The sequence below is a fragment of the Rhodanobacter sp. FW106-PBR-R2A-1-15 genome (genome assembly GCF_058789735.1).
This window is the reverse complement of the sequence record NZ_JBYTEM010000016.1, coordinates 1-15,639: the sequence shown is the minus strand read 5'-3', so window position 1 is coordinate 15,639 and position 15,639 is coordinate 1. Positions and strand designations below refer to the sequence as shown.

At 69.6% G+C, this 15,639-nt stretch carries 17 protein-coding genes; 9 read left to right on the top strand and 8 right to left on the bottom strand.

The features are described from left to right. The first annotated feature begins 61 nt into the window (after window positions 1-61). Complete coding sequence (locus AC3WTD_RS09875) at window positions 62-940, top strand: PhzF family phenazine biosynthesis protein (RefSeq protein ID WP_492613685.1); 879 nt, start codon at window positions 62-64, stop codon at window positions 938-940. An 81-nt stretch (window positions 941-1,021) separates the two neighbouring features. On the opposite strand, the gene AC3WTD_RS09870 is transcribed toward AC3WTD_RS09875, so the two are convergent. Together AC3WTD_RS09870 and AC3WTD_RS09865 are read right to left on the bottom strand one after the other, a co-directional pair. Then, window positions 1,022-1,978: an NAD(P)-dependent oxidoreductase gene (locus tag AC3WTD_RS09870; RefSeq protein WP_492613684.1), complete on the bottom strand. Its 957-nt coding sequence runs from the start codon at window positions 1,976-1,978 to the stop codon at window positions 1,022-1,024. A gap of 1 nt (window position 1,979) precedes the next feature. Next, window positions 1,980-2,948: a BaiN/RdsA family NAD(P)/FAD-dependent oxidoreductase gene (locus AC3WTD_RS09865; protein ID WP_492613683.1), complete on the bottom strand. Its 969-nt coding sequence runs from the start codon at window positions 2,946-2,948 to the stop codon at window positions 1,980-1,982. A gap of 128 nt (window positions 2,949-3,076) precedes the next feature. On the opposite strand from AC3WTD_RS09865, the gene AC3WTD_RS09860 reads away from it, so the two are divergent. Continuing rightward, window positions 3,077-3,559 carry a YajQ family cyclic di-GMP-binding protein gene (locus tag AC3WTD_RS09860; RefSeq protein WP_235642330.1) on the top strand — a complete coding sequence of 161 codons (483 nt, stop codon included), beginning with the start codon at window positions 3,077-3,079 and terminating at the stop codon, window positions 3,557-3,559. A gap of 190 nt (window positions 3,560-3,749) precedes the next feature. Here the strand turns inward: AC3WTD_RS09860 and AC3WTD_RS09855 are convergent, their stop codons facing one another. Together AC3WTD_RS09855 and AC3WTD_RS09850 are read right to left on the bottom strand one after the other, a co-directional pair. Then, entirely contained in the window at window positions 3,750-4,403 is a 654-nt protein-coding gene (locus tag AC3WTD_RS09855; protein WP_492613722.1) for an NrsF family protein, read from the bottom strand. A gap of 4 nt (window positions 4,404-4,407) precedes the next feature. After that, the gene (locus AC3WTD_RS09850; protein ID WP_492613721.1) at window positions 4,408-4,995 is read right to left on the bottom strand and encodes an RNA polymerase sigma factor; all 588 of its coding nucleotides are present in this window, start codon (window positions 4,993-4,995) and stop codon (window positions 4,408-4,410) included. 205 nt (window positions 4,996-5,200) lie between these two features. Here AC3WTD_RS09850 and AC3WTD_RS09845 point away from each other — a divergent pair, with 205 nt between their 5' ends. Both AC3WTD_RS09845 and msrB read left to right on the top strand, forming a co-directional pair. Then, window positions 5,201-6,922, top strand: a complete 1,722-nt coding sequence (locus AC3WTD_RS09845) for a cytochrome c biogenesis protein DipZ (protein ID WP_492613682.1) — start codon at window positions 5,201-5,203, stop codon at window positions 6,920-6,922. 132 nt (window positions 6,923-7,054) lie between these two features. Next, on the top strand, window positions 7,055-7,657 hold the full coding sequence (msrB, locus tag AC3WTD_RS09840; RefSeq protein WP_492613681.1) for a peptide-methionine (R)-S-oxide reductase MsrB: 603 nt from the start codon (window positions 7,055-7,057) through the stop codon (window positions 7,655-7,657). Window positions 7,658-7,670: 13 nt separating this feature from the next. On the opposite strand, the gene AC3WTD_RS09835 is transcribed toward msrB, so the two are convergent. Then, window positions 7,671-8,147, bottom strand: coding sequence for a hypothetical protein (locus AC3WTD_RS09835; protein ID WP_492613680.1), 477 nt, complete (start codon window positions 8,145-8,147; stop codon window positions 7,671-7,673). An 84-nt stretch (window positions 8,148-8,231) separates the two neighbouring features. Between AC3WTD_RS09835 and trxC the strand changes: the two genes are divergently transcribed. After that, a complete protein-coding gene (gene trxC, locus AC3WTD_RS09830) occupies window positions 8,232-8,675 on the top strand; it encodes a thioredoxin TrxC (protein ID WP_027493992.1) in 444 nt (147 codons plus the stop codon). On the opposite strand, the gene AC3WTD_RS09825 is transcribed toward trxC, so the two are convergent. Next, complete coding sequence (locus tag AC3WTD_RS09825) at window positions 8,676-9,575, bottom strand: LysR substrate-binding domain-containing protein (protein ID WP_027493993.1); 900 nt, start codon at window positions 9,573-9,575, stop codon at window positions 8,676-8,678. It lies immediately after the preceding gene. A gap of 91 nt (window positions 9,576-9,666) precedes the next feature. Between AC3WTD_RS09825 and AC3WTD_RS09820 the strand changes: the two genes are divergently transcribed. The 3 genes from AC3WTD_RS09820 to AC3WTD_RS09810 all read left to right on the top strand — a co-directional run bounded on the left by AC3WTD_RS09820 (window position 9,667) and on the right by AC3WTD_RS09810 (window position 12,503). Next, window positions 9,667-10,263, top strand: a complete 597-nt coding sequence (locus AC3WTD_RS09820; RefSeq protein WP_027493994.1) for a LysE family translocator — start codon at window positions 9,667-9,669, stop codon at window positions 10,261-10,263. 25 nt (window positions 10,264-10,288) lie between these two features. Continuing rightward, a complete protein-coding gene (locus AC3WTD_RS09815; RefSeq protein ID WP_027493995.1) occupies window positions 10,289-10,915 on the top strand; it encodes an NADPH-dependent FMN reductase in 627 nt (208 codons plus the stop codon). An 82-nt stretch (window positions 10,916-10,997) separates the two neighbouring features. Next, entirely contained in the window at window positions 10,998-12,503 is a 1,506-nt protein-coding gene (locus tag AC3WTD_RS09810; protein WP_492613679.1) for a S10 family peptidase, read from the top strand. Between the two features lie 120 nt (window positions 12,504-12,623). Here the strand turns inward: AC3WTD_RS09810 and egtD are convergent, their stop codons facing one another. Together egtD and egtB are read right to left on the bottom strand one after the other, a co-directional pair. After that, the gene (egtD, locus tag AC3WTD_RS09805; protein ID WP_492613678.1) at window positions 12,624-13,610 is read right to left on the bottom strand and encodes an L-histidine N(alpha)-methyltransferase; all 987 of its coding nucleotides are present in this window, start codon (window positions 13,608-13,610) and stop codon (window positions 12,624-12,626) included. Continuing rightward, window positions 13,607-14,857, bottom strand: coding sequence for an ergothioneine biosynthesis protein EgtB (egtB, locus tag AC3WTD_RS09800; RefSeq protein WP_492613677.1), 1,251 nt, complete (start codon window positions 14,855-14,857; stop codon window positions 13,607-13,609). The genes egtD and egtB overlap by 4 nt, the downstream gene beginning before the upstream one ends. A gap of 216 nt (window positions 14,858-15,073) precedes the next feature. Between egtB and AC3WTD_RS09795 the strand changes: the two genes are divergently transcribed. Next, the gene (locus tag AC3WTD_RS09795; protein WP_492613676.1) at window positions 15,074-15,520 is read left to right on the top strand and encodes a DUF6491 family protein; all 447 of its coding nucleotides are present in this window, start codon (window positions 15,074-15,076) and stop codon (window positions 15,518-15,520) included. The last annotated feature ends 119 nt before the right edge of the window (window positions 15,521-15,639 follow it).

Below are 15,639 nucleotides of genomic sequence, written 5' to 3'. Positions count from 1 at the left end.
CCCATGGCAGGCGGCTATCATTCGCCGCTTTACGCGGCCGTCCGGTCGCCCGGCGCATGCCATGACCTCACTTCGCTACCTGCATCTGGACGTCTTTACCGCCACCCAGGGCGGCGGCAACCACCTCGGCGTGGTACTCGGCGCGGACCGCTGGAGCGCCGCGGCGATGCAGCGCTTCGCGCGCTGGACGGCGTTGGTCGAGACCACCTTCCTGCTGCCGCCGACCGATCCGCGCGCCAGCTACCGCGTGCGCATCTTCACCCCGCACAAGGAGATTCCGTTCGCCGGCCACCCCAGCATCGGCAGCGCGCACGCCGCGCTCACCTGCGGCGTGGCCGAGCCGCGCGACGGCCTGCTGTGGCAGGAATGCGGTGCCGGCGTGCTGCCGATCCGCGTACTGGGCAACGGCGCCGGGCGCGAACTGCTGCTGCAGTCGCCCGGCGAGCGTGTACTGGATACCGGCCACGACGCCCACCCGCGGCTGGCGGCCACGCTGGCCGGCATCAAAGCGGGCGTGCTGCCGCCGGCGCTGGTCGACGGCGGCCGCCGCTGGTGGCTGGCCGAGCTGGCCGACGAAGCCAGCCTGCGCGCGTGGCAACCCGACCATGCGGCGATCGCCGCACTGGCCCACGCCAGCGACAGCATGGGTCTGTGCGCGTTCGCACGAAGCCGTCAGCCTGATTACCAGTTGGCAGTACGCGCATTCCCGGCGGGCGTGGGCATCGTCGAGGACCCCGCCTCCGGCGCCGCCAACGGCCTGATCGCCGCGTATATCGCCCATGCCGAACCGCACGGCCCGCTGGCCCGCGGCTACAAGGTCAGCCAGGGCCGCGAGATCGGCCACGACGCACAACTGATCGTGCACATCGACGACAACGCGATCTGGGTCGGCGGACGCAGCCATACGGTGATCGACGGCTCGCTGGCCTGGCAACCATAGCGCCACCGCCCGCCGCTCTGGGTCAGGCAGAAGCCGGCGGGCAATGCCCTCCCTACGAAACCACACGATCCAGATGTAGGGTCATTCGCGTTCGTCCAGATGTGCCCGGCGCGCGGCGACCAGCGCCAGCGCCGACCAGTCCAGTTCCGCATCGCCGGCAGCCAGCGCCTCCAGCATGGTGTCGCGCAGCACGCCGGCGAACGGCAACGGTACGCGCTGCGCCTCCCCCGCTGCCAGCGCCAGCCCCACATCCTTGTAGCCCAGCGGCAATGCGAACCCGGCCGGCTTGAAGCGCTGCTCGGCGATCAGCTTGCCGTAGCCCTGATAGGCTGGCGCAGCGAACAGGGTACTGGTCATCACGTCGAGAAACTCCGCCGCGCTGACGCCGTGGGCGCGGGTCAGCGTGGTGGCTTCAGCCATGCTCTCGATCGCGGCGGCCAGCATGAAGTTGCCGGCGATCTTCGCCACGTTCGCGCGCTCCGGCGCCTCGCCCATTGGCCACAGTTTGCTGCCCATCGCCTCCAGCAAGGGCCGTACGCGTTCGATGGCGGCAGGCTTGCCGGCCACCAGGATGTTGAGCTTCGCCGCGGCGGCCAGGTCCGGGCGCCCGAACACCGGCGCGGCGACGTACTCCAGCCCGCGCCTGCCGTGTTGCGCGGCCAGCTCCTGCGCCAGTGCCACCGAGATGGTGGCGTGGTTGACGTGCACGGTGCCGCGATCCATCGCATCGAGCACACCGCCCTCAAGGAACACTTCGCGTACCGCCTGGTCGTTCGCCAGCATGCTGCACAGCACTTCGCCCTGCACGGCGCGGTCGGCCGTCTTCACCACCTTTGCGCCCAGCGAGGTCAGCGGCTCGGTGGCTGCCGCCGAGCGGTTCCACACCGTCAGCGTGTGGCCGGCCGCCAGCAGGTTGCTGGCCATCGCACTGCCCATCGCGCCGAGGCCGATGAATCCGACTTTCATGCAGGTGTCCTCATGCCGAAACCGGCGCCCAGTGAAACACGCGCGATATTCAGTCCGCGCGAAATCCGCCATATCACGCCACTGTTCCCGCCGCCTGCCCCGAGGCCCGCGCCCACTGGAAGTTGTAGCCGCCGAGCCAGCCGGTGACGTCGACCACCTCGCCGATGAAATACAGCCCCGTCACCCGCTTCGACTGCATGATGCTGGAGGACAGCTCGTCGGTATCGACCCCGCCCAGGGTGACCTCGGCGGTGCGATAGCCCTCGGTGCCGCTGGCGGTGATCGGCCAGGCGTTGAGCTGCGCGCCGAGCTGCACCAGCTCGGCTTCGCGGTACTGACGCATCGGCCGATTGCCAAGCCACTGCTCGCACAGGCGTTGCGCCAGGCGCTTCGGCAGCACCTCGCCGAGCACGGTCTTCAGTTCCGCCAGCGGCCGTGCGGTGCATTGTTCGACCAGGTACGCGCCGATGTCGAGGTCCGGCAGCAGATCGATGCGCAGGTCGTCGCTCGGCTGCCAGTACGAGGAAATCTGCAGGATCGCCGGTCCGCTGAGGCCGCGATGGGTGAACAGCAGGCCGGCGCGAAAGCCCTGCTTGCCGACCCGCGCCTCCACCGCAGGCAGCGCCACGCCAGCGAGGTCCTGGTAATGCTCCTGGTGTTTGCCGCTCAAGGTCAGCGGCACCAGTCCCGCGCGCGTGGGCAGCACGGCGTGGCCGAACTGGCGCGCCAGTTCGTAGCCGAAGCCGCTGGCGCCCATGCTGGGGATCGACAGGCCACCCGAGGCGACCACCAGCGACCCGGCATGCATCTCGCCGCGCGCGGTGAGCACGTTGAAGCCTTCCGGCGTCCTGCGCACACGCTGCACGCCGCAACTCGCCTCCACCGTCACGCCGGCCGCAGCGCACTCGTCCAGCAGCATGCGCACGATCTGCTTGGACGAGTCGTCGCAGAACAGCTGGCCCAGTCCATGGCCACGCCATTGCGCTTTTGTTCGCCATCCCGGCGAAGGCCGGAGGCGCTTTACAACAGCGCAGCTGGTCATCCAGTGCCTCGCAACCGGTACAGGCACTGGGTCCCGGCTTTCGCCGGGACGACGGAAATGAAGGTCGTGCATTATCGCCCAGCCGCATCGCTTACACTCCGTTCTTCAGCTACCAGCGAGCCGCCGCCATGCCTTCCTTTGACGTGATTTCCGAAGTCGACAAGCACGAGCTGACCAACGCGGTCGACCAGGCCAACCGCGAACTGGGCAACCGCTTCGACTTCAAGGGCGTGGACGCGAGTTACGTGCTGGACGATGGCGTGATCACCCAGAGCGCACCCAGCGAATTCCAGCTGCAGCAGATGCTGGACATCCTGCGCGGACGGCTGACCGCGCGGAAGATCGACATCCGCGCGCTCGACGCGGGTGAGCCGGAAACCAACCTGGGTGGCTCGCGGCAGAAGATTACGGTCAAGCAGGGTATCGAGCAGCCGATCGCCAAGAAACTGGTGGCCGAACTGAAGGCGGCCAAGCTCAAGGTCGAGGCGCAGATCAACGGCGACAAGCTGCGCGTCAGCGGCAAGAAGCGCGACGACCTGCAACTGGCGATGGCCGTGCTGCGCAAGTCCGACGTGGAACTGCCGCTGCAGTTCGACAACTTCCGGGATTGAGCCGGGATTCGGGATACGGGCAAGCGTCACGCGTGCGCGAACCGCGTAGGGCGGGCACCGCCCGCCGGCTCTTGCCTTGCGACATTGCGACAAACTGATCCTTCGCCGTAGGAGCCCGCTGGCGGGCGATGCTCTTCGATACAACGAAAGGCATCGCCCGCCAGCGGGCTCCTACGGGCAGCGGCGGGACCTACGCTTTCGACAGCAATCGCCCGCCCATCGCGGCGTTGACGGCCACCACCACCGCCACCGCCAGCGCATGCGTCAGCAGGTCGGTAGCGGCCGAATCGTAGGCGTGGCAGATCTCCAGCAGGCTGGCCGAGGCAGCCGCGCTGGCCAGCCCGATCAGCACGGCCGTGAGCACCGGCCGCAGCGGGCAGGCACGGCGCAGCAGCACGATCAATAGCGCCGACAGCGGAATCGAGAAGCCGATGATGAACAGCAGGCAGTCGGCACTCTGATGCAGGCCGGCAATCTGCGTCCCCGGCGCGATCCACGTGCGCAGGCAGCCGAGGCCGCTGGCGCCGATCCACAGCAGGGCACTGGGCAGCGGCAGCCATGCCCACGCCGCCCGCCGTCCGGGCACGCCCAGCGCGAATGCGGCCCATGCCGCGCTGACCGCAGTGATCGCCGCGCCGACGCCGGCCCAGGCCAGGTCCGGCGTGGCGGCCCAGCGCCGCAGCATCGGGGCCGCGCCGTAATGCAGCAACAACCCGGCCGCCAGCGCCAGCACCAGCAGCAGCCAGCCGGCGGTGCGCAGCCATGGCGGCAACAACCGCCGCACCGGCACCAGCCCGGTGCCGAGACGGTCGATCAGTGCCTCATGGAATGACGGCTCGGGCATCACGTCAGGGTTCTCCATGGAAACGTTCGCGCAGCGCTTTCAGCGCGCGATGCAGGTTCACTTTCAGCGCACCGGCGTTACGTCCGGTCAGCTCAGCCGCCTCGCTGAGCGAGCGCTCGCGCAGGCCCAGCTGTTCCACCGCCTCGCGCTGGCCCGGCGGCAGTTCGGCGATCGCCTCGTGCAGGCGCTGCGCGCGCTGGCTGCTCTCGGCAGCGGCACTGGCGTCGTCGCCGTCCGGGCACCGATCGAGCGCGTAGTCGTCGTGCAGTTCGCGGCTGTCGCGACGGCCACGGCGGCGCAGCGCGTCGATCGCGCGGCGGGTGGCGATCGCGCTTAGCCACGCATCGTACGAACGGGCCGGGTCGTAGGTATGGCGCACGCGGTGCACGGTGATCAGGGTCTCCTGCACCACGTCGTCCAGGCCATCCGGCGCCACGCCCTGGCGTCGCGCGACGGCGCGGATCAGCGCCACCGAATCGGCCAGCAGTTTCTCGTAGGCACGCCGGTCGCCGGCCTGCGCCGCGGCCATCCACGCTGCCCGGCGCCGGTCGGGCGATGCGCTGTCGTTCACCGTGGCGACATCGGCTGGCATGCTCTGCTCGAGACTCGCCCGCAGGGAAAGTCCACTATCTAGACCCATGCCGGCGGTGGCGGTCAAGGCTTGCGACATGCTTCGCTCCACGGCGGAACGCCTGTGGGGTATTCGCCGCATCCGGCCACGGCGTTACTCCGTACCTGCAGGTAACCGCCGTCGGCACGCCGGCGAATAACCAGACAAGCTCCCGCGGATACCTCCCATGCTCGTGTTGATCCTCGCTTACCTCGGCGGCGTACTGACCATCCTCAGCCCGTGCATCCTGCCGGTGCTGCCATTCGTGTTCGCCCGCTCCGACCGGCCGTTCATGCGCAACGGTTTCCCGATGCTGCTGGGCATGGCGATCACCTTCGCCGCGGTCGCCACGCTGGCCGCGCTGGGCGGCAGCTGGGCGGTGCACGCGAACCAGTACGGCCGCTGGGTGGCGATGGCGGTGCTGGCCGTCCTCGGCCTCACCCTGCTGTCGACCCGGCTGGCCGAATGGATCACGCGGCCATTCGTGGCGCTGGGCAACCGGCTGTCGCAGCGTTCGGCCGCCGATGGCGACTCGATCTGGGGATCGGCCGGCCTCGGCGTGGCCACCGGCCTGCTATGGGCGCCGTGCGCGGGGCCGATCCTGGGCCTGCTGCTGACCGGTGCGGCGCTGAACGGCGCCAGCGTGCAGACCACCCTGCTGCTGCTCATCTACGCCGCCGGCGCGGCCACGTCGTTGGGCCTGGCACTGCTGATCGGCGGCCAGGTATTCGCGCTGATGAAGCGCTCGCTCGGCGCCGGCGAATGGGTGCGCCGCGCGCTCGGCGTGCTGGTGCTGGGTGGCGTCGCCGCGATCGCGCTGGGTCTGGATACCGGCGTGCTCACCCGCGTCTCGCTGGCCAGCACCGGCGGCATCGAGCAGAAGCTGATCAACGCCGTACGCCCGGCGCCCGCGCCGCGGCCGGCGCCGAAAGCCGGCGAGCCGCTGCCGGTGGAAGGCACGTTCCCGTCGCTGGCCGGCGCTACGCAGTGGTTGAACAGCCCCCCGCTCACCGCCGAGTCGCTGCGCGGCAAGGTGGTGCTGGTCGATTTCTGGACCTACTCCTGCATCAATTGCATTCGCGCACTGCCGTACGCACGTGGCTGGGCCGACAGGTACAAGGACCACGGCCTGGTGGTGATCGGCGTGCACGCACCGGAGTTCGCGTTCGAGAAGGACCCGGTCAACGTGGCGAAGGCGGTGAAGGACCTAGGCGTGGACTACCCCGTCGCGCTCGACAACGACTACGCGATCTGGAAAGGCTTCAACAACGAATACTGGCCGGCGCACTACTTCATCGACACGCAGGGGCAGATCCGCCACCACCACTTCGGCGAAGGCGAGTACCGGGAAAGCGAGGACGTGATCCGCCAGCTGCTGGCCGATGCCGGCCAGAACAACCTGCCCGGCGGCTACGTCAGCGACGACCATCGCGGCGTCGAAGCCGCCGCGTCGGACGACCTGACCCGCTCGCCGGAAACCTACGTCGGCTACGCCCGCGCGATGAACTTCGTCGGCGGTCGGGTGGCGCGCGATGAAACGCACGACTATCGCGCGCCCGCCTCGCTGGCCGCCAACCAGTGGTCGCTCGACGGCCGCTGGACCGTGCGCGACGAGAACGCGCAGCTGGACCGGGCCGGCGGCGCCATCGTCTACCGCTTCCGCGGCCGCGACCTGCACCTGGTGCTCGGCCCCGCCAGCGACGGCAAGCCCATCCGCTACCGCGTCAGCATCGACGGCCAGCCGCCCGGCGCCGACCACGGCATGGACACCGACGCCGAGGGCAACGGCACGGTCACCGGCCAACGCCTGTACCAGCTGGTGCGCCAAGCCGGCGGCAGCGGCGAGCGGCTGTTCGAGATCAGCTTCCTCGATCCCGGCGTGCAGGCGTACGCCTTCACCTTCGGCTGACCGGCTCTCGTAGGAGCCCGCTCGCGGGCGATGCTCTCGCGAATCCTGAATCCCGAATCCCGAATCCCGAATCCCGGTGGAAAGCATCGCCCGCGAGCGGGCTCCTACAAAGCAACATCCACGGAGGTTGCCATGCCACGCATTGACGAAACCCTCGCGATGGACCGCCGCCGCTTCCTGCGCGCCGTACTCGGCGGCGGTGCATTGCTGGCCATCGGCGGCGGATGGCTGCTGCCGCGCCTGCTGGCGGCGGCGAACACGCCGGTCGGCAAGCCCGGCGAGGTGTTGCTGGAAATCTTCGACGACGCCGGCCGCGACCTCGGCGCGCGCAAGGTGGCGAAGCTGGTGCTCAGCGACGCGCAATGGCGGCAGCGGCTGGCGGCGGCATCGTACGAAATCATGCGCCGCGACGGCACCGAACGCGCGTTCAGCGGCGAGCACGAACGGCCCGCCGTGCTCGGCCTGTTCCGCTGCATCGCCTGCGCCACCGCGCTGTACGACGCCGCCACCGAGTTCGACTCCGGCACCGGCTGGCCCAGCTTCTGGCAGCCGATCGCCGCCCGCAACGTGATCGAGCGCCACGACAGCATGTTCGGCATAGACCGCATCGCGATCAGCTGCACCGGCTGCAACAGCCACCTCGGCCACGTCTTCGACGACGGCCCGCAGCCGACCGGCCTGCGCTACTGCATGAACTCGGTGGCGCTGCGTTTCGTGCCGCACACAGCGGCCTGACCGCGCAAGCGGCTCAGCGACCCTCCCGCGACCACGGCCACCAGCCGCGGCCCGTGCGCGCATAGCGGTCGGCTGCGCGCTCGAACGGATTGCGCACGCTGATGCCGCCGCACAGCAGGTACAGCGGCAGGAACAGCGGACCGAGCAGCATGTACTGGTAGACGTGGGCGCGCTCATGGTCAGCCAGCGATACCGGCGGCTCGATGCAGCGGCCGGCGCGATGCGCGTAGGTGAGGCACGGCACGTCCAGCCGCTCTCCGGTGTGTACGATCACGTTGCCCAGGGTCAGCGCCCCGCCGCGCCCCCACGGCCAGCGCCGCACCACCAGCGCCAGCTCGCGCCGCTGCCAGCGCAGCCGCGCGCCGAAGGGAAGGCCGGCCAGGCCCAGCAGCAGACCGGGCAGGCTGTTCGGCAACGTCCACAACATGCCCAGCGCAAGCAGGCTCCGCTGCGGCCAGCGTGAAGCGGATGTGTCGGGGCGTTGCGGCATGTCGGCTCGGCTTGGTTTCGGCAAAGGGCGCCGCCATCTTGTCGGCGTTGGCGCTTGGCGCCTGACCTGTTACCGGAGTCTGCCATGAGTACACCACTGGCCATCCCCTGCCCGCATTGCGGCGCGCTGAACCGCGTGCCGGCCGAACGCGTGGGCGAACATCCGAACTGCGGCCGCTGCAAGCAGCCACTGTTCGAGGGACATCCGGTGGAATTGACCACGGCGAACTTCGACGCGATCGCCGGTCGCGGCGACCTGCCGGTGCTGGTGGATTTCTGGGCGCCATGGTGCGGGCCGTGCGTCGGCTTCGCGCCGGTGTTCGTGCAGGCCGCCGGCAAGTTCGAACCACGCCTGCGGCTGGCCAAGCTGGATACCGAGGCGCAGCCGCAACTGGCCGGGCGCTTCGGCATCCGCAGCATCCCCACGCTTATCATGTTCAAGCAGGGCCGCGAGATCGCGCGGCAATCCGGCGCACTGAATGCGGCGCAGCTCACGCAGTTTGTCGAGAGTGCGCTGGCGCGCGGCTGATCAGCGCGCTCCGGCGCCGGCCGCCTGCCAGCGCAGCCAGTCGATCACCGCGGCCACCGCCGCGCGCGGTTTCGCCGGCGGCCGCACGATCCAGTATGACGGCCCCAGCGGCACGTCGAGGTCGCTGAACAGGCGCAGCAGGCTGCCGTTCGCCACGTCGTCCGCGGCCAGCCGATGGCGTGCCAGTGCCACGCCCTGGCCCTGCATCGCCGCGCGCAGCACCAGATCGGACGAGGTGTAGCGCGCGCCGCCCTGCAGCGAAAGCTTTGCCGGCCCGTGCGCCTGCCGCCACAGCTCCCACGCCGCCTGCGGATCGCGGTCGTGCAGCAGGCGCAGGTCGGCCAGTTGCGCCGGCTTCGACGGACGCCCGGATGCCTGCCACAGTGCCGGACTCATCACCGGATACAGCGCGTCATCCATCAGCGGCTCGGCGTGCAGCTCCGGCCACAGTCCGTTGCCCATGCGGATCGCCAGGTCGATGCGTCCGTCGTCCAGCGCGTCCAGCCGCTGCTCCACCTGCACCGACAGCTCGATCTTCGGGTGCGCCTTCTCCAGCGCGGGCAACCGCGGCAGCAGCCAGCGGATCGCGAACGACGGCGAGGTGGACAAGGTCACCGCATGCGCCGGGCGGGTCTCGCGCAACGCCGCCACCGCCTGTTCGATCTCGCGCAGGCCGGACAGTGTGGCGCGACCCAGCGCGTCGCCCTGTGGGGTGAAAACCAGCGGGCCGCGCCCGGCCGCCGCGCGCAGCAGCGGTACGCCCAGCCAGCGATCCAGCTCGCCCAGGTGCCTGCTCACCGAGGAGTGCGCCATGCCCAGCTCGCGCGCGGCGGCGCGCACGCCACCATGCGCGTAGACCATGGCGAACGCGCGCAGGGCATTCAGCGGCAGCTCGTTCATGGTCGGAATTCTAGACCATAAGCTATGCGGCACAGACCACTTAGCCGCTTGAACATGCACTTTATTCGACCATTGCCGATGAGAAACCTGCATGGATTCGCTGCTCACCGCGTGCGGCCTGCTCTTGGTGGCCGCGATCACGCCCGGCCCGAACAACCTGGTGGTGCTGCGCGCGGCGGGGCACGCCGGCCTGCGCGGCGCGCTGCCGGCGATCGCCGGCATCGTGTGCGGCGGCCTGCTGCTGCTCGCGGTGACGGCGCTGGGCGCGGGCGCGATGTTAGCAGCGCACCCGCCGCTGCGGCGCTGGACCGGCGCGATCGGCGCGCTGTACCTGGCCTGGCTCGGGTTGTCGCTGTGTGTGGCCGGCATGGCCCCACGACACGCCGCCGCGACGTCGGCGGCCTTGCCGGCCGGCACCCTGGGCTTGATCGGCTTCCAGTTCCTCAACCCGAAAAGCTGGGTGATCGTGCTGACCGTGCTGGCGACAGTGCCGGCCACCAGCCTGCGTGATTACCTGCCGCTGGCCGGACTGTTCGTGCTGATCCCCATCCTGTGCCTGCTGCTGTGGGCTGCGCTGGGCGCGTGGCTGGCCCGCTGGCTGGTGCGTCCTGCGGTGCGCCGCGGCGTCGACGTCGTGATGGGCGTCCTGCTGGTCGCCTGCGCCTTGCTGCTGCTGATCGAACCCTGACGCCTTGCTCACCGGAGACACCGAGATGACCACCTTCCACCCGACTCCCGCCCGCCGCGTGCTGTGCCTTGCCGGCAGCCTGCGCCGCGATTCCTGGAACCGCCGCCTGCTGCAGGCGGCCGTGGCCCAGGCACCGGCGACGCTGCAACTGGACGTCTACGACGCGCTGACTGCCGTGCCGCTGTTCGACGAAGACCTGGAGCAGCACGACCCGGCCGGCCCCGCCGGCGTGCAGGCGCTGCGCGCGGCGGTCGCCGCCGCGGACGGCCTCGTCATCGCCACGCCCGAGTACAACCACTCCATGCCTGGCGTGCTGAAGAACGCGCTGGACTGGCTCTCGCGCGAAAGCCCTGCCGGCGACGTGCTGGCGGAAAAACCCGTGGCCGTGCTCGGCGCCAGCAGCGGCCCGTGGGGCACACGCCTGGCGCAGGCCTCGCTGCGCCAGGTGCTGCACACCTGCTGCGCGCTGGTGATGCCAGCGCCGACCCTGTTCGTGGCGAACGCGGCCAGCCGCTTCGACGCCGATGGCGCACTGGCCGACCTGGCTACCGTGCAGTCGCTGCAGGACTTTCTGCTGGCGTTTGAGCGCTGGATGGCACGCGTGGCGCCGCCGCGCGCCAGGCCGGAACCGGTCGCAGCGGCGCGGTGCTGAACGCGCTCACCCATGCCTTTATGCACGCCTCCGCCGCCGCGGCGCCGGTTATGCTGGCCGCTTTCGTCCGCGAGGAAACGCCGTGCGCCAATCCCTGCCCTCCGTGCTGCTGGCCGCCTTCGTGCTGGCCGGTTCAAGCGTCGCCCCAGCCTTCGCCGCCGACAGCCACAAGCCGGCGGCAGCGGAGGCAAGCAGCAGCGATGGCTTCCAGCTGCCGCCGCTGCCGGCCGATGCGCACGTGACGCAATCGGCCACGGTGGACGGCAAGACGCTCAAGTACACGGTCACCGTCGGCTCGCTGCCGGTGCGCGACGAGAAGGGCAAGACCACCGGCGAAGTGGTGTTCACCGCCTACACCATGACTGGCAAGGACCGCCCGGTGACGTTCGCGCTGAATGGCGGCCCAGGCGCCGCGTCGGTGTACTTGAACCTCGGTGCGATCGGGCCGAAGAAGGTGAACTTCGGCGTCGAGGGCGACAGCCCGTCCGACCCGGCCACGCTGCACGACAACCCCGGCACCTGGCTGGGCTTCACCGACCTGGTGTTCATCGACCCCGTCGGCACCGGCTACAGCCGCGCGCTGATCGACGACAAGGAAGCCGCCAAGCAGTTCTACAGCACCGACAACGACATCAAGTACCTGTCGCGCATCGTCTACGACTGGCTGGTCAAGAACGGTCGCATGGGTTCGCGCAAGTACCTGGTCGGCGAGAGCTACGGCGGCTTCCGCGGCCCACGCATCACCGAGTACCTGCAGACCCGGCTCGGCGTGGCGATGAAGGGCGTGGTGCTGCTGTCGCCCTACCTCGACCCGGCGGCCTACCACGACGAGAACGTGTCGCCGCTGCCGTGGATGCTCACCCTGCCCTCGATCGCCGCGGCGCACCTGGAGCGCGAGCACAAGCTCAGCGCCGAAGCGATGGCGCCGATCGTCGAGTACACCCGCGGCGAATACGCCAGCGACCTGATGCGCGGCCGCTCCGACCCGCAGGCCACCGAGCGCGTGGTGAAAAAGGTCACCGAGCTGACCGGGCTCGACCCGCTGTTCGTGAAGCGCTCCGGCGGCCGCATCGAGACCCAGGCCTACCTGCGCGAGGTGTACCGCGCCGAAGGCAAGCTGGGCAGCCGCTACGACTCCAACGTCACCGCCTGGGATCCGTTCCCCTACGCGCCGCACCAGCAAACCGGCGACCCGATCCTCAACGGCATCATCGCGCCCACCACCAGCGCGATGGTCGATTTCGTCACTCGGGTCGTGGGCTGGAAATACAGCGGCCGCTACAACGCGCTCAGCTACGAGGTGAACAAGCTGTGGCACGAGGACGAGGACGCCGACAAGGGTTCGGTGTCGCAGCTGCGCGAGGCGGTCGCCAATGACCCGGGCCTGCGCGTGCTGATCACCCACGGCTGGGACGACCTGTCATGCCCGTTCATGGCCTCAGTGCTGATCGTCGACCAAATGCCGGCGATGGGCGACCCGACCCGCGTGCAGGTGAAGAACTATCCCGGCGGCCACATGTTCTACGCGCGGGCCGACAGCCAGGCCGCGCTGACCGCCGACGTGAGGGCGTTGTACGGCATCCACTGATGACGTGCGTCTCTGCGGCTTCGCACGGCGGACACTGTCCGCCGCTGCTGCGTCACGGAATCGAAAGCCGGCGGGCGGTGCCCGCCCTACACAAGGAAGCGGCAGCAAGCGGTCGCGGCGTCACACCGACATGCCGGCGCGCACCAGGTACTGCACGCTGAACATCCTTTGCGGGTCGGTCCACACTTGCTGCACGGCCAGCCCGGCGCGGCCGGCCAGCGCGGCGAAGTCCTCCGGCGAATATTTGCAGCTGTACTCGACCTGGATCGCCTCGTCGGCGCGGAACGGCACGCTCACGCGGCCGACTTTGACCTGCTGCTCGCGGCGGCTGACCAGGTGCGTCTCGACGCGCCCGGCCATTGGGTTGTAGTGCGCGCGGTGGGCGAACGCGGACAGCTCGAAGTTGCTGCCGATCTCGCGGTTCAGCCGCGCCAGCATGTTCAGGGTGAACTCGGCGGTGACGCCGGCGCGGTCGTTGTAGGCCGCCTCGATCAGTGCCGGATCCTTCTTCAGGTCCACCCCGATCAGGATGCCGCCGCCGTCGCCCATCTCGTTGCGCATCTTGCGCAGCAGCACGGCGGCTTCGCGGTTCTCGAAATTGCCGATGGTGGAACCGGGGAAGTACAGCACGGTGCGCCGCGGCGCGCGCGGCGGAATCGGCAGCCGCAGCGGCTTGCTGAAATCCGCGCACAACGGCTGCAGCGGCAGCTGCGGGAACGCCGTCGCCAGCCGCTCGACGCTCTGCCGCAGCGGCTCGGGCGAAATCTCCACCGGCACGTAGGCCACCGGCGCATGCAGGTGCTGCAGCAACATGCGGGTCTTGTGCGCATTGCCGCTGCCGTATTCGACCAGCCGCACGCCGCTGCCCAGCGCGTCGGCAATCTCGGCAGCATGCTCGTCCATCAGCGCGATCTCGCAGCGCGTGAGGTAATACTCCGGCTGCTCGCAGATGCGCTCGAACAACGCCGAGCCGCGCTCGTCGTAGAACAGCCACGACGGCAGCCGCTTGGGGCGGGCGCCGAGGCCGCGCTGGACGACTTCCAGCAGATCGCTCGACGGCGGGCGACGGTCGTCGTCGCTGAGGCCAAAGGGTTGCACACTGCTCATCGGTCCTGTCCCAATCGCAGCCCGGCGAATTGCCACCGGGCCTGGGGTGGAAAGAAATTGCGGTAGGTGGCGCGGATGTGGTCGCGCGGGGTGGCGCAGGAACCGCCGCGCAACACCCACTGGCCGCACATGAACTTGCCGTTGTACTCGCCCAGCGAACCGGGCAGCGGGCGGAAGCCCGGGTAGCCGATGTAGGGCGAGGCGGTCCATTCCCACACGTCGCCGTAAAGCTGCTGCAGGCCGCTGCAGGCGCCGGCCGCACGCGGCTGGAAGCGCTGCGCGTCCTGCAAGTTGCCGTCGATCGTGACGCCCTGCGCCGCCGACTCCCACTCCGCCTCGGTAGGCAGCCGCGCGCCGGCCCAGTGCGCAAACGCCTCGGCTTCGTAATAGCTGAGGTGGCACACCGGCTCGTACGGGTCGAGCGCACGCACGCCGGCCAGGGTGAACTCGCTGGCCAGGTCGTCCTGCCAGTAGAGCGGATGCTGCCAGCCCTCGCGCTGCAGCGTGGCCCAGCCGTCGGACAGCCACAGGCCGGGTTCGCGGTAGCCGCCTTCGCGCACGAAGGCCAGGTACTCGGCATTGGTCACCAGTCGGTTGGCCAGCGCGTGCGGCTGCAGCAGGGTGCGGTGGCGCGGGGTCTCGTTGTCGAACGCGAAACCCTCGCCGCGATGGCCGATCTCGGCGATGCCCTCGCGGCCCGCGACGAACTGCAGCGGCACCGCCTTGGCGTCCGCCGGCGCGGCGATCGGCGCGCGATACGCCGGCTGCAGCGGATTGCACCAGAACGCATGCTTGATGTCGGTCAGCAGCAGCTCCTGGTGCTGCTGCTCATGCTGCAGACCCAGCTCGACCAGCCCGGGCGCCTCCGCGTCGTCGCCGCGGTCGAGCAGCTCGGCCACGGCGTCGTCGATGCGGCGACGGTAATCGCGCACCTCGTCCAGCGACGGCCGCGACAGCAGGCCGCGCTGCGGCCGCGCATGCATCGGGCCAACCGACTGGTAGTAGGAATTGAACAGGTAATGCCAGGCCGGATCGCGCGGCCGGTACGCCGGGTCGCGGCCCAGCACGAACTGCTCGAAGAACCAGCTGGTATGCGCCAGGTGCCACTTGCCGGGACTGGCGTCGGGCATCGACTGCAGTTGCAGGTCCTCGGCGCTGAGGCCGGCACAGAGTTCAAGCGTTCGCTGCCGCAACTGCAGGAATCGGGCGGCGATGCCTGCAACGGCGCACGTGTGCCCGGTCGTCATGGGGACTTGCCGCCGGTGGCCATCGGAGTGGCCGCATGAGCTGGGGTGCCGGATACTGGAGTGCTGCAATGCATGACCGCCAGCATGCCGCCTCAACCGTTCACTTATCGTGATACCCAGGTGGCAGATACTTTGCAGCCGCCCTGCCGGATACCGGCATGCAACCGCGCCACCGCATCACGGCACGCACGCATACGAACGGACGAGGTAACGCCGATGAAAACGCCCCTCCCCTCCCTGCTGCTCGCGCTCGTTGCCGGCAGCGGTGCCGCGTACGCTGCCGAGGCGGTGCCGGCGCGCTCGCCGCTGCCGGCCGCCGACTGCATCGACACCACGCAGATCAACGAGTGGCATATCGTCGACGCCCGCACCGCCATCGTGCGCACCGGCCCGAAACGCTACCTGGTGACATTGCAGAACGATTGTCCGCGCCTGGGTACGCCGCCGCCAGGGCTGATCTTCCGGGCCAACCCGTCCAACACCGTCGTCAATCGCGGCCGCATCTGCGGTGAAGTGGGCGAGACCGTGCATTCGCGCTACCAGTCGCCGTGCGCGATTCAGTCGGTCCGCAAGATCGACAAGGCGCGCTTCGACCAGCTCGGCGCGCACGCGCTGCACCACGGCAGCGGCGCGGAACTACCCACGCGCATGCCCGCACATTGAGCGCCAAGCCGGCATGGCCGTGAAAACGGAAAGGCCCGGCATGGCCTAATGCCAGTCAGTTAAGGTATTGACGCGACGGGAACGACCCAAGAGGCTCATGGTTTTCCATGAGCCTCTTG

Bases quoted from the DNA above. Each gene is read 5' to 3' on its own strand.
- egtD (WP_492613678.1), bottom strand. From the start codon at position 13,610: ATGAGCAGTGTGCAACCCTTTGGCCTCAGCGACGACGACCGTCGCCCG.
- AC3WTD_RS09815 (WP_027493995.1), top strand. From the start codon at position 10,289: ATGACCACCTTCCACCCGACTCCCGCCCGCCGCGTGCTGTGCCTTGCC.
- egtB (WP_492613677.1), bottom strand. From the start codon at position 14,857: ATGACGACCGGGCACACGTGCGCCGTTGCAGGCATCGCCGCCCGATTC.
- AC3WTD_RS09870 (WP_492613684.1), bottom strand. From the start codon at position 1,978: ATGGCGGATTTCGCGCGGACTGAATATCGCGCGTGTTTCACTGGGCGC.
- AC3WTD_RS09855 (WP_492613722.1), bottom strand. From the start codon at position 4,403: ATGCCCGAGCCGTCATTCCATGAGGCACTGATCGACCGTCTCGGCACC.
- AC3WTD_RS09865 (WP_492613683.1), bottom strand. From the start codon at position 2,948: ATGACCAGCTGCGCTGTTGTAAAGCGCCTCCGGCCTTCGCCGGGATGG.
- msrB (WP_492613681.1), top strand. From the start codon at position 7,055: ATGCCACGCATTGACGAAACCCTCGCGATGGACCGCCGCCGCTTCCTG.
- trxC (WP_027493992.1), top strand. From the start codon at position 8,232: ATGAGTACACCACTGGCCATCCCCTGCCCGCATTGCGGCGCGCTGAAC.
- AC3WTD_RS09845 (WP_492613682.1), top strand. From the start codon at position 5,201: ATGCTCGTGTTGATCCTCGCTTACCTCGGCGGCGTACTGACCATCCTC.
- AC3WTD_RS09825 (WP_027493993.1), bottom strand. From the start codon at position 9,575: ATGAACGAGCTGCCGCTGAATGCCCTGCGCGCGTTCGCCATGGTCTAC.
- AC3WTD_RS09835 (WP_492613680.1), bottom strand. From the start codon at position 8,147: ATGCCGCAACGCCCCGACACATCCGCTTCACGCTGGCCGCAGCGGAGC.
- AC3WTD_RS09860 (WP_235642330.1), top strand. From the start codon at position 3,077: ATGCCTTCCTTTGACGTGATTTCCGAAGTCGACAAGCACGAGCTGACC.
- AC3WTD_RS09795 (WP_492613676.1), top strand. From the start codon at position 15,074: ATGAAAACGCCCCTCCCCTCCCTGCTGCTCGCGCTCGTTGCCGGCAGC.
- AC3WTD_RS09850 (WP_492613721.1), bottom strand. From the start codon at position 4,995: ATGCCAGCCGATGTCGCCACGGTGAACGACAGCGCATCGCCCGACCGG.
- AC3WTD_RS09875 (WP_492613685.1), top strand. From the start codon at position 62: ATGACCTCACTTCGCTACCTGCATCTGGACGTCTTTACCGCCACCCAG.
- AC3WTD_RS09820 (WP_027493994.1), top strand. From the start codon at position 9,667: ATGGATTCGCTGCTCACCGCGTGCGGCCTGCTCTTGGTGGCCGCGATC.